This is a genomic window from Ureibacillus acetophenoni (genome assembly GCF_900220965.1).
In the GTDB taxonomy this organism is placed as follows: Bacteria; Bacillota; Bacilli; order Bacillales_A; family Planococcaceae; genus Ureibacillus; species Ureibacillus acetophenoni.
On the sequence record NZ_OBQC01000013.1, the window covers coordinates 60,808 to 73,116 of the forward strand.

16 protein-coding genes are annotated in these 12,309 nt (G+C 35.9%); 2 read left to right on the top strand and 14 right to left on the bottom strand.

What is annotated here, in order from left to right:
• Positions 1–3: 3 nt before the first annotated feature.
• From CRO45_RS15425 to CRO45_RS15465, 9 genes are all read right to left on the bottom strand, one after another.
• A complete protein-coding gene (locus CRO45_RS15425) occupies positions 4–783 on the bottom strand; it encodes an enoyl-CoA hydratase (protein WP_097150526.1) in 780 nt (259 codons plus the stop codon).
• Positions 784–785: 2 nt separating this feature from the next.
• Complete coding sequence (locus tag CRO45_RS15430) at positions 786–1,688, bottom strand: hydroxymethylglutaryl-CoA lyase (RefSeq protein WP_097150527.1); 903 nt, start codon at positions 1,686–1,688, stop codon at positions 786–788.
• A 13-nt stretch (positions 1,689–1,701) separates the two neighbouring features.
• Positions 1,702–1,914, bottom strand: a complete 213-nt coding sequence (locus CRO45_RS15435) for an acetyl-CoA carboxylase biotin carboxyl carrier protein subunit (protein ID WP_097150528.1) — start codon at positions 1,912–1,914, stop codon at positions 1,702–1,704.
• Between the two features lie 71 nt (positions 1,915–1,985).
• Positions 1,986–3,329 carry an acetyl-CoA carboxylase biotin carboxylase subunit gene (locus CRO45_RS15440; protein ID WP_097150529.1) on the bottom strand — a complete coding sequence of 448 codons (1,344 nt, stop codon included), beginning with the start codon at positions 3,327–3,329 and terminating at the stop codon, positions 1,986–1,988.
• Positions 3,330–3,350: 21 nt separating this feature from the next.
• Positions 3,351–4,493: an acyl-CoA dehydrogenase family protein gene (locus CRO45_RS15445; RefSeq protein WP_097150530.1), complete on the bottom strand. Its 1,143-nt coding sequence runs from the start codon at positions 4,491–4,493 to the stop codon at positions 3,351–3,353.
• Between the two features lie 71 nt (positions 4,494–4,564).
• On the bottom strand, positions 4,565–5,194 hold the full coding sequence (locus CRO45_RS15450) for a TetR/AcrR family transcriptional regulator (protein WP_097150531.1): 630 nt from the start codon (positions 5,192–5,194) through the stop codon (positions 4,565–4,567).
• A gap of 146 nt (positions 5,195–5,340) precedes the next feature.
• Complete coding sequence (gene fosM, locus CRO45_RS15455; RefSeq protein ID WP_097150532.1) at positions 5,341–5,763, bottom strand: FosM family fosfomycin resistance protein; 423 nt, start codon at positions 5,761–5,763, stop codon at positions 5,341–5,343.
• Between the two features lie 45 nt (positions 5,764–5,808).
• Positions 5,809–6,456, bottom strand: coding sequence for an HAD family hydrolase (locus CRO45_RS15460; protein ID WP_097150533.1), 648 nt, complete (start codon positions 6,454–6,456; stop codon positions 5,809–5,811).
• A 12-nt stretch (positions 6,457–6,468) separates the two neighbouring features.
• The gene (locus tag CRO45_RS15465) at positions 6,469–7,161 is read right to left on the bottom strand and encodes a Crp/Fnr family transcriptional regulator (protein WP_170949515.1); all 693 of its coding nucleotides are present in this window, start codon (positions 7,159–7,161) and stop codon (positions 6,469–6,471) included.
• Between the two features lie 182 nt (positions 7,162–7,343).
• Here CRO45_RS15465 and CRO45_RS15470 point away from each other — a divergent pair, with 182 nt between their 5' ends.
• Positions 7,344–8,588, top strand: a complete 1,245-nt coding sequence (locus tag CRO45_RS15470; RefSeq protein WP_097150535.1) for an MFS transporter — start codon at positions 7,344–7,346, stop codon at positions 8,586–8,588.
• A gap of 52 nt (positions 8,589–8,640) precedes the next feature.
• On the opposite strand, the gene CRO45_RS15475 is transcribed toward CRO45_RS15470, so the two are convergent.
• The 5 genes from CRO45_RS15475 to CRO45_RS15495 form a co-directional block, all read right to left on the bottom strand.
• The gene (locus CRO45_RS15475) at positions 8,641–9,120 is read right to left on the bottom strand and encodes a YkyB family protein (protein ID WP_097150536.1); all 480 of its coding nucleotides are present in this window, start codon (positions 9,118–9,120) and stop codon (positions 8,641–8,643) included.
• A gap of 201 nt (positions 9,121–9,321) precedes the next feature.
• A complete protein-coding gene (locus tag CRO45_RS15480; RefSeq protein ID WP_097150537.1) occupies positions 9,322–10,101 on the bottom strand; it encodes an alpha/beta fold hydrolase in 780 nt (259 codons plus the stop codon).
• A 90-nt stretch (positions 10,102–10,191) separates the two neighbouring features.
• Positions 10,192–10,596, bottom strand: a complete 405-nt coding sequence (locus CRO45_RS15485; RefSeq protein ID WP_235864616.1) for a hypothetical protein — start codon at positions 10,594–10,596, stop codon at positions 10,192–10,194.
• A 29-nt stretch (positions 10,597–10,625) separates the two neighbouring features.
• Complete coding sequence (locus CRO45_RS15490; protein WP_097150538.1) at positions 10,626–11,057, bottom strand: NUDIX hydrolase; 432 nt, start codon at positions 11,055–11,057, stop codon at positions 10,626–10,628.
• Positions 11,058–11,075: 18 nt separating this feature from the next.
• Entirely contained in the window at positions 11,076–11,648 is a 573-nt protein-coding gene (locus CRO45_RS15495) for a histidine phosphatase family protein (RefSeq protein ID WP_097150539.1), read from the bottom strand.
• 178 nt (positions 11,649–11,826) lie between these two features.
• On the opposite strand from CRO45_RS15495, the gene CRO45_RS15500 reads away from it, so the two are divergent.
• A complete protein-coding gene (locus CRO45_RS15500; RefSeq protein ID WP_097150540.1) occupies positions 11,827–12,255 on the top strand; it encodes a HEAT repeat domain-containing protein in 429 nt (142 codons plus the stop codon).
• Positions 12,256–12,309: the final 54 nt, after the last annotated feature.

A 12,309-nucleotide genomic window follows, 5' to 3' on the forward strand; every position in this document is an offset into this window, starting at 1 on the left:
CTTTTATTTACCTCTATATACAGGCGAGCGCTTTTCCTGAAACGCTCTTAATCCTTCCAAACGGTCCTCTGTATATAGCAATCGGCTATAGGCTAATGATTCAATTTGTAAACCCGTCGTAATATCTGTTTGTAAACCCTTATTGATGGCCGTTTTTGCCTGAACAAGTGAAAGCGGTGCATTTTTAGCCATTTCAGCCCCAAGCGCTTTAGCTTCAGCCGTTAAATTGCTAGATGGAACAACCTTCTCTACTATGCCGTACTCCAAAGCTTCATTTGCGGTTAATTGACGAGCAGTATAAATAAGCTCTTTCGCCTTACCTACCCCTATTAAACGAGGTAAACGTTGAGTTCCTCCTGCTCCTGGAATAATGCCGAGTGCTGTTTCGGTTAATCCAACCCTTGCATTGCTACTTGCAATTCGAATATCGCAAGCGAGTGCCAATTCTAAACCACCACCAAATGCGACACCATTGATTGCGGCGATGACTGGTTGTGGAAGCAATTCAAAATGACTCACCGTACGTCCAATTAATGCAACTGTCTGCCGTACTTGATCTTCACTCATCTCTTTACGCTCTTTTAAATCAGCACCAGCACAAAACGCCTTTTCTCCATCGCCTGTCACAATGACAACACGAACTGAAGAATCATATTGAATTTTTTCTAAAGCTTCATTCATTTCGTGTAACATTTGAATTGATAGAGCATTAGCAGCTTCGGATCTCATGAGTATTACAATTGCAATTCCGTCCTCTACTACTACATTTACGAAGTTTGACATGATTACTCCTCCCCACGTGCAATCATTACTTGTTTTGAGGATAATTTTTTTCCTAACACATTTTCCATCGAAAGTGCCACCTCAGTTACGCGTTCAAGCTGCACACCAGTTTCAATTCCCATTTCTTGCAACATATACAATAAATCCTCCGTTGCCACATTACCTGAAGCACCCTTTGCGTACGGACAACCGCCTAACCCACCAATCGAACTATCAAATTTCGTAATACCATGCATTAAACTGGTCATGACATTTGCTAGTGCGGTACCTCTTGTATCATGGAAGTGCATTGCGAGTTGTTCTGATTTAAAATGCCGTAACATTTCTATTAGCAAAGTATCTACTTGTGTTGGCACACCAACCCCAATTGTGTCACCTAAAGAAATTTCGGTAACTCCCATTTCAAATAATTTTTCCGCGATTCGTACCACTTGAGTAGGCTCTGTATATCCGTCGTATGGGCAGGTAATCACAGTTGAAACATAGCCACGTACGTTCTTTCCAGCAGCTAATGCCCCCTCTACTACTTCCTTTAAAATTGGAAATGTTTCATTAATTGATTTATTAATATTCGCTTGGTTATGCCCTTCGCTTGCTGACATAAATATGCTCACTTCATCAACATTGCACTCTAATGCTCGCTCTAGACCTTTCATATTTGGTACAAGCGCTGCATATGTCACATTGGGATTACGTTTAATTGACTTTAGAACTTTTACCGCATCTGCCAATTGCGGAATCCATTTTGGATGTACGAAGCTCGTTACTTCGATATAATCGAGCCCCGTTTCACTTAAACGATCAATTAATTTGATTTTTTCCTCTGTTGGAATAAATCCTTTTTCATTTTGTAATCCGTCACGTGGACCTACTTCCTTTAGTTGAACTCGTTTTGGTAGCTCCATCTACAAGTCTCCCTTACTCGATTTCTACTAAATCTGCTTCACTGTTAATGAAGTCCCCTTCAGCCACAATGACTCGTTTTACTGTACCACCTACTTCTGTAGCAATAGGAATTTCCATTTTCATGGACTCCAAAATAACAACATCTTGCCCAGCTTCTACAATATCACCTTCTTGAACTAAAACTTTCCATACCGTCCCCGCCATATCTGCTTTTATGATTGTCATATTTAGCCCTCCGTCGATTTAATAAATTAATAGAACATTCCAAATTAACTGTCTATACTGCCTTCAAAACCTTATTTTGATAAATAATATTCCTCTACGAAATTCGTTGTGGTTACTCCTTTTATAAATTGTGGATGAGTAACAATACCAAGTAACATCGGGATATTCGTTTTTATTCCCTCTATTACATAGTTTCGTAGAGTATTTGCCAATTTCACACATGCTTCTTCTCTCGTCTTTCCAAATACAATCAATTTCCCAATCATTGGATCGTAAAACGGTGTTACCTCGCTACCAGATTCAACTGCGATTTCATGGCGAATACCATCACCCTCAGGTAATTGAAGATACGTAATTTTTCCTGGCGATGGGAAAAACCTCACTGGATCTTCAGCATAAATGCGCACTTCAATTGCATGCCCATTTCTTTTAAGGCTTTCACGTGTAACATTTAACGTTTCCCCATTCGAAATTTTCAACTGTTGTTCGACTAAATCCAAACCAGTAATCTCTTCTGTCACTGGGTGCTCTACTTGCAAGCGTGTATTCATCTCTAAAAAATAAAAGTTTTGCTCACTATCTACTAAAAACTCGATAGTTCCTGCATTCGTATAACCTATATGCTTCGCTGCTTTTACTGATGCATCGAGCATTTTTTGTCTTGTCTCCTCTGAAATGAATGGTGACGGAGCTTCTTCTACAACTTTTTGGTTGCGTCGCTGAATCGAACATTCTCGTTCAAAAACCGGTACGACATTACCGTATTTATCAGCCAATACTTGCACTTCCACATGATGAGGCTGGTCAATATATTTTTCGATAAACATTGTTCCATCGCCGAAGAAGCTTTGTGCTCTCTTTTGATTGCCTTCAAATGCTTTTCGTAATTCCTCTTCGGTATGAACAAGCTGCATTCCAATTCCACCGCCACCTGCTGATGCTTTTAACATCACAGGAAAACCGATATTTTCTGCAATTTTTACAGCTTCATCTACGTCTGATATGGGATTATTGACACCTTGCACAATAGGAACTCCCGCTTGCTCCATTGTTTTACGTGCCTCAATTTTACTCCCCATAGCGCGAATAACATCTGATGAAGGACCTATAAATACAATACCTGCTTCTTCTACTCGTTTAGCAAAATTCGCGTTTTCAGATAATAATCCGTAACCTGGATGTATTGCATCAGCACCGGATTGTTTTGCTACCTCTAAAATCGCATCCATATTTAAATAACTTTGTGCAACGGGAGGCTTACCAATTAAATAACTTTCTGTTGCTTCTTTTACATGTAAACTTTCTGCATCTGCCTCTGAATACACGGCAACTGTTTCAATACCTAGCTTTTTACAAGTTCGTATAATACGGCGTGCAATTTCACCACGATTAGCAATTAACACTTTTTTAAACATTTCGATCCCCCCTCCCTTGTATTAACATCCAAGTTGACGTGAAATAACTACTCTTTGGATTTCCGAAGTTCCTTCCCCGATCTCCATTAACTTAATATCACGTAAGTGGCGCTCTACATCGTACTCAGCCATATAGCCATAACCACCGTGGATTTGTATTGCCTGATTACATGTTCTAAAGCCCATTTCTGAAGCAAACAATTTTGCGTATGCCGCTTCCTTTTTAAACGGTTTACCATTGTCCTTAAGCCATGCCGCTTTAAACACCATGTTTCGCGCTAATTCAATTTCCATAGCCATATCAGCTAATTTGAATTGAATTGCCTGTAACTTTGATATTGATTGACCAAATTGAACTCGTTCTTTTGAATATTTCAACGCTTTGTCAAATGCTGCTTGAGCAATTCCAACGGATAATGCAGCGATCGAAATACGTCCTCCATCTAATGTATTTAAAAATTGACCGAAGCCCTTTTTCTCATCGCCTAACACATTTTCTTTCGGAACACGTACATTTTCCAATATAATTTCACACGTATTAGATGCTCGAACACCCATCTTTTTATAGTCCGAACGAATTGTTACTCCGGGAGTATCAGTTGGCACAATAATCGCTGTAATTATATTTTTACCGCGCTCATTTTGCCCTGTTACAGCAGTAACAACAACCTGGCGAGCATAACTTGCATTAGTAATCCAACACTTCTCTCCATTGATGACCCATTCGTCTCCATCTAAATAGGCCTTCGTTCTAGTTCCACCAGCATCTGATCCTGCATTTGGTTCGGTTAAACCAAATGATCCTAGTGTTTTACCTTGTGCCATCGGAACTAAATATTCTTGTTTTTGCTCTTCTGTACCGAAGTTATAAAATGGTGTAGCACCTAGACTTACAGCTGCCGCATACGATAACCCTGTACCCCCACATGCACGGCCTATTTCCTCAACTGCTAGTGCATACGAAATCGTATCGCCCCCTGATCCCCCATACTTTTCAGGAAACGGTATACCAAACAGTCCAAGCTGCGCCATTTTGTCAAAGCTTTCTTTACGGAATTCATGCTTTTCATCTAACTCTCTAGCATGTGGCGCGATCTCTGCCTGAGCAAAATCACGTACCATATCCCGAACCATTTCTTGCTCTTTTGTCAATTCAAAATTCATTGTGAAATTCCCCCTATCCCCTTAGACCGACTAGTCGGTCTGATTATTGTTTAAAAAAAACTAGCTTATAACTAGTTATTTTCCCTTGAAATGATTAATTGTAATTCGTGAGCTTCTTTCAAGCCCACATCAGTAACAATCCCCCGTAAAACAATATCGTTAAAGTAGGCTGTGATTTTTTCCATGGATAGTGGACCATCACTCTTATACCATTTATATGTCCAGTTCACTAAACCGATGATAGCCATTGTTGTAATACTTGTTGAACTTTCTGAACGAAAATGTCCGCGTGCTTTACCATCATCAATTGCTCTTTCAATTAGCTTTCGATATTCTTTTCGTTTTTGATTAATCGTATCTTTATAGTCATCGTGTAAATAAGCGCTTTCATCATAAAAAACAGTAATATGACGATTGTATACATCAAAAACTCGTGTAAATGAAACTAGCATATTGTATAACCTTAAAATTGGAGAATCATAACTCTCATAAACTTGTTTCGTTTCAGCTAATACATGTGAAATAAAAATATCGTGGATTTCATAAAGTAACGAATCTTTCGACTTAAAATAGTGATAAAATCCTCCTTTTGAGGTTTTAGCTTTTTCAACTATTTCATCAATCGTTACACCGTGGTACCCCTTTTGTTGAAATAAATCAAGTGCTGTTTCAATAACTCTCTCTTTAAGCGATTGCTTCAATTTCTTTACCTCCTATATCACTCCCTAATCTGCTAATTTATATTAGGCTTTAATCTAGGATGATGTTGGAAAAAATATACCACTTGTTCAAAGCTTCGTCTAGTGGAAATTTTAAAAATTCGCAATATTACACCTACTACCTTCAGCTAGTCAAAAAACTCCATATGTTGTTTTTCACGTTTATAGTATTCTAGTCGATCTTGTAAAGTACCCGTGTGGAACTCGAATTTATGACCATCTGGATCAGTAAAATAGATCGATTTCTTATCTTTGTCATCCCTTGGGCGACTTGGTAGTAGGTTGACATTTAATTCCTTTAGCTTTTCTAACATTTTATCAAATTGAGATTCTTCAATCGTAAAAGCAATGTGTGTATATGATTCTTTTATTTCATTACGAGGAATGTCTTTTTCTACATTAAGAGCAAGCCACAACCCATTTAAATCAAAGTAAGCTGTGTTTCTTCCCTTTACTAACAACTTAGCATCAAACACTTTTTGGTAAAACTCTATGGAAATGTCTAAATGTGAGACGGAAAATAAAAAATGATTAACGCCTTTTATTGTCATTAAAATTGCTCCTAATTTATATTTTACTATGTAACTATCATATAACTATAAATTAAAAATGCGGAATAAATCACTTACTTCATTTGCAAAATAGCTCGGTTCTTCATTTAATAATTGATCTTTTGAATGACTTCCCCAATTCACTGCTACTGTTTTACAACCCGCTGATTTACCCATTTGAATATCAAATATAGCGTCCCCGACCATAACACAGTCGTTTACATCTAAAGAATAACGCTCTACAATTTTCAATATTCCATCTGGATGGGGCTTATAGTGTTCAACTTGGTCTGAACCAATCCAGTCAGTAAGATGTTGGTCTAATTGAAGTTTTTGTAAATTTCGATATAATACATCTGTTTTTTTACTTGATACAACAAACGTCATTATTCCATTTTTACCAAGAGTTTTTAATACTTCGTCGATTTGTGGAAAGGCGGTAATAGTTTGTTCTTCAAAGGTTTTATAAGCTTGGCGAAATCGTTGTAATAGCTCAGAGAAACTCTCATCATTCAATGTATGATTCGTCATTTCATGAAAAGACTGTTCAATAGGGATCCCCATATAATAATCCACGATTTCCTTCGTAGGGATAGGTAAATTACATTCTTCAAAAGCCTTTTGTGTTGCTAATAATCCACACTCTCCAGAATCCGCTAAAGTACCGTCAAAATCAAAAATAATTGCTTTCATGTATATTCACTCCTATTGCATTTCATAAATATTTTGTTTTGCATATTTTAGTAGTTGTTTTGAGTCTATAATTTCTAAAAACCCAGGAATTCGCCTTACAATTTCTTTTTCTTCAAAACTCTGGATACATCGATTTTGATGCCTTACCGTTATTCCAATAAATTCAGCAATGGTTTTTAATTCGCTCTTAGGAATAAGCGGGTTCATGAACCTACAATGTTCATCATGGGTAATGGATGCTAGAAAGCTAGCGAACCTGACTTCTGCCTCATGCAATAAATGAAAAGAGAGTGTCATCGATTTTGTTAAAAATTTACGACTAATCGACTGGAGCAACATTTCATTAAAGCTAATGTCTTCTCGTAATGTGTTTGCTCTTTTTATAGGTAATATCCCTATATGAACAGGTGTAACGGCCTCAATTGTATGTAATGTATCTACTTTTTGTACAAGCTCTATGTCACCAAATAGTTCTAGTGGGTTATTAAATGTAACAATTAATCGTTTGCCCTCTTCAGAAGTACTGTAAATTTTAACTTTTCCCTTTACCAAAAAAGAAACAAAGGGTAAGGGAAAACCTTGTTCATAAATACATTCTCCAGGAAAAAAAGATCGCCATTCAAGAAATTCTGTAGGGATTTTATATTTTTTGGATAGTTGTTCTTTATATTTTGTTATTGCATTTGCATCTTTTAGTATATTCAAGCTCATCCAACTTTCTATTAAATATACTTTAAAACTATCATAACAAAAAGGACATATGTCCATTACGTTAAAAAATTGTAATTTCGATTTAAAACACGTTTAAATATTTTATTAAAAACAGGAAAGAATAAATTTAAATCTCTTTCTAATTTTTAATTCTAGCCGTGAAAGGCGGTATTTTTATGGGAAAAATTAAAGTAAAACTTTGGACAAACCAATATGTCATTATAATTGCTTTATCGTTAGTGATGTTCGCTTCTTTTTATATGATTACTGCAGGGTTCCCAATATTTGTTTCTACCATTAGTGATAATCCTACTATTGCAGGAATCATGACGACGACATTAATGACCGCTTCACTAATTACCCGCTTTTTTGCAAGTGTTATTATCCAAAAGATCAATATGAAATTGCTGTTAGTTATCTCCATGGTCTATTTTATTGGTACGATTGGACTAACATTTTTAAGCGATGCTATTTGGTTTTTAATATTCATTCGAGCACTACAAGGAATTGGATTTTGTATGTTAACAACATTAGTGTTCACTATGTCCAGTAATATTGTTCCTAAGTCTAGACTTGGTGAGGGGATTGTATTTTTTGCCATGTCTACAAGCGTTGGGACGACAATAGGACCGTTAATCGCCATCTCTTACCTATCGAATTATTCATTTCAGTCATTGTTAATGTTAACACTAGGTCTCATGGCATTTTCATTCGTATGTAGTTTATTTACAAAAAATAATCCTGTTAATAAAGAAGAGTCTAAAGCTAATCCAGAGGAAACGAAAAATGAACCGTTCTATAAATACATGTTTGATAAACGTGTTTTACTTCCCTGTATTATAGTTTCATTAAACTATATGACCATCGCAGGCACTGTCAATTTTGTGGGAGCATTTGGGAAAGAAATAAATGTTGGAGGAAGTATTTCTCAGTTTTTTATCGCACAAGGGATTGCGATGATCATCGTTCGTGCCTTCTCAGGTAAAATTTTCGATCGATTTGGTCACAGAATACTCATCATACCAGCAGCCATCTCAGGGGCTGCAGGCTTATTTTTATTGGGCTTCTCAACAAGTATGTGGATGGTATTAGTTTCAGGGGTATTATTCGGAATCGCATTTGCTATCATTCATCCAATTTCCCAAGCATGGGCATTAACGCTCGTACCCCCTGAGAAAAAAGCAACTGCTAATTCCATGCTTCTCATTTTTATTGATTCTGGAATGGCCATTGGATCAGTTGCACTAGGAATATTAGCAAGTTATGTTGGATATGGTATGACTTTCATGTTTTCAGCAACGATTATGGTGATCATCTTAGTATTGTATCTATTTGGAAGTAGAAAAACTGAATCAAATAAAGTTGCAAAGAAAAAACCAACCATAGCGAAACAACCGCGCTTACGAACAGGCTTAAACTAATATTTACTGGGCTGTTCCTTGTCAGTATTGACATTGGGAACAGTCCATTTTTTTATCGTTCACCATAACGTTTTGCAAATGGTGATATCAGTTTTTTCGTCGTGGGAGTAACATATGGATTAGTTGGTTGGGGTTCTTTCATTCCTGTATAAGCAATCAACAACGTTTTTGCCTGTTTAAAAGAAAAATACGTTTTTGGATTTCTTTGTTGATCATCTAAATCTCCTAAGTGAGGTAGACTTTGGAAATCATCTTTAGTCGGGGGCAGGTGAAATAAATAGTCTCCACAAGAAATAAGTACAGTAGACGTTTGTCTTGAAAGTTTAGGGTTTCTAGAAAAATGTAACCCCATTTTTTCAGCTTTACCTTGTTTAATCAATTTCTCTAACGACTTTTTCTTTAATTCATATAAAAATTTAGGGTTTGTAGCTGTTTTTGCATGTTTGTTAATGACAAAAATTGCTTTTGATAAATTATCAATAGAGAAATCAAGATGATGTTCCTTTTTATGTCTTTTATCGTTCGAATTCATATTCTCACCTACTTTCAATACGATATTTGGTTTGCTAAAAACTACAAAAAACTGTACCAATATTATATAACGATTTACTATTAAATTTATAGTATTCTTTCTTATTTTTTCTCACATTAATCATTAAAAGTCTAAAGTTGCCGTTTATAAAAAAAGAAGTGCACTTTTGCACCTCTTGATTTTTACATTATTTTTGAAACCCTACACGAATTGTGCTATCAGTTGGTTAAATTTGTCATGTTCTTCCCAAAATGGACCATGACCACTGTAATGAAATGGCACAAGTATGGAATTTCTTATTTTTTGGTTTAATTCTTGCGCTTGTGCAAATGGAATCACTTTGTCATGAACCCCATGAATGATTAAAGTAGGTACATTTATTTTTGGAAGATCTGTATAGAGTTTTTCGTCTCTTAAAGTTATGATGATTGCAGCTGTTGACCAGCTAGCTGCTTGTAGTCCCATTTGCATAAACCAATCTGAAAATGGTTTTGTAATATATTGAAAGAAAAAGCCATCCGTTACGTCTTGCATCATTTGAGGTCGGTCATTTAAATTTTTCTTCAGAAAATCACTAGCCGTATCAGCGGTGAATCCAGTTGGCGCCGCTGCATCAACAAGTACAAGTTTGGATACTCCATATCCGTTGTGGCGTGAAACATATCTCATAGCTATTGCTCCGCCAGTTGAATGACCTAATAGCGTAAAGTCCTTTAGACGAAGTGCATCAACTAACGACTTTATATCATCTGCAAGTCGATTGAATGAATAACCAGTCATTGGTCTATCTGACTTTCCAAACCCTCTCCAGTCAACCCCTATACAACGATACCCCATTGCAGGTAAAACATTAAATTGATACTCAAATTGTTCATGGCTTAATGGCCACCCATGTAAAAATACAATCGTTTTCTTTCCACTTGGGTTAATATCTTCAACATATAATATCACACCTGAATCTACAGTAACGTAATATCCTATGAGGATACCTCCTTACTCAAATTGGTTGCCCAATAGGATATTCATCTTGCTATATTTAGGTGAGTTCCCTACCTTTATCTGTATTAAAAATCAGTTTATCGGCTGTTCTATTTCTCTAACTACCAACCATTTCTCATTCTGCCAACTCCAATTTTCGATGGTAAATAAACGTGCTAATACAACTTCATTTTTTACAATTAATTGTTCATAAAACACAACTGCATTTTCATTATTTCTTAAACGTATCACACGGTTCTCAAATCTTTTAGTTGCTCCTAAGAAATGATTCACCGACTGTTTCATACCTTCAATTGCTTCCTGTCTTGTAAAGTACAAAGGTTTTTCGTTACTACCGTTAAAAAAGGCAACATAATATTCGTCGGCCATTCTTTCAACCGTAGATGTATCGCCTGATTGCATTGCTTTGTTCCAATCTTTGATAAATTCATCATGCATCATTCTAAATTCATTTAGTTTGTTTTCAGTGTCTAACAATTGACTACCCTCTTTCAGTATAATTTTGTTTAAAATTCAATTAAAAATGGTTGGGCATCATCATTTAAACATAATTCAATTCTATTTCTGAAATTCTTAAAGGTTACCATTTCTAGTGCTTGTTCAATAGAAAAGAATCCTACTTCAAGGCTTTCTGGAGTTGTCGTTAACTCTCCTCCAATAGGTTTTGCTAAAAATAATGTATTGCAAATTGAGCGTTCTACATTTTGGAATATGCCACAAAATTTTATAATTTCTACATCAATGCCTGATTCCTCTTTTGTTTCCCTGATTGCTGCATCTTTTAGCGATTCACCCTCTTCTACTTGACCACCCGGCATTTCCCAGCCTCGTCTAGGTCCTTTAATTAATAAAATTTCATTGTTTTCATTAATAACAATCGTTGCTGCAGAAACTATATGTTTAGGTGGTGTGAAAGTATTGATTGCATTTTGATCCAAACTATTTCCCCCTCAATACTAATTTTTAATGTTTAGCTTACTTTTCCAAACCCTTGTAACATCGACTAATGATTTTCCATCGAAAGATAACTTATAAATATCGGGCATTTCTAACCTTTTCCAAAAATCGAAATTATATTGCTGATCGAAGTATTTCATGATTAAAACCATTATATTTCCGTGGGTACCGATGACGACATTTTGGTCTTTATATTGTTCTAATACTTGATTAATTGCTGCAATACCTCTTTTTTGAGCGACAAGATTAGATTCTCCACCATTCCATGAAAAATTTTCGTCCTCCCAAACTTTTGTAATTGCATAGTTAAAATCTTCGGCAGGTTCACTAGTTAGAATTCTTTCTTTAAATCCTTCATGGATTTCAACATCTTTTCCTATTAGGTTTGCTATACCCTGAACCGTTTGAATTGCTCTTCTATAAGGGCTTGAAATTACGATATCAATGGCTTCTGATTTTAATATTTCTGTTACCTTTAATGCATCAGCAAGTCCTTTTTCTGAAAGTGGCCTCCCTAACTCATCAGGTGAATAAATAGAGTGAGCATGCCGAGCAAGATATAGATTTGCCAATGATCTCCACTCCTTTAAAAATTATTTGATAATGCCCCTTCAACCAATATTAATGAAATAATTAATTATCCAAGAGTGTTCAACAGTAATTCTTCGCTTTTTCAAACTATACATCGTATAATAAGCAAACAAATGAAGAATTCAATTTTCCTTTAGTTTAATAAAGAGGTGCAATTACTTGAAACAATTTAAAACAGATTTACCTGAAAACTACGAAGCATTAAAAAAACAGGCGAATTATACATCAAGCTGGCGAAATCGTTTAGACGCAGTTGAAGAATTATCGAAATATAAAAACGAGAAAGTCATAGACTTACTTAAAAATCGCATGCAAAATGATACCGTTTATAAGGTACAATTGGCAGCCTATGATTCGCTAGTAGCTTTTGGCGAAGACGTGGAAAAGCCGTTACCCGCTCGTTTTGATATTATTAAAGGGACAGACAAGATTTTTCTACGTGTGAAAAAAAGCTTACCAAAGGACCACTCAGTTGCGGAATTTGCCGATAAACTAAAACGAATGCGTTTAGATGTATATGATGCATACGAAGGTGACAAAGGTGCACAATTTTTGCAATGGTTAGAGGAACGTTGGGCAAAACTTTAATAAATCAGATCACTCCAGTCATTCTCTTCACTTTTGAGAGAATGACTTTTTATC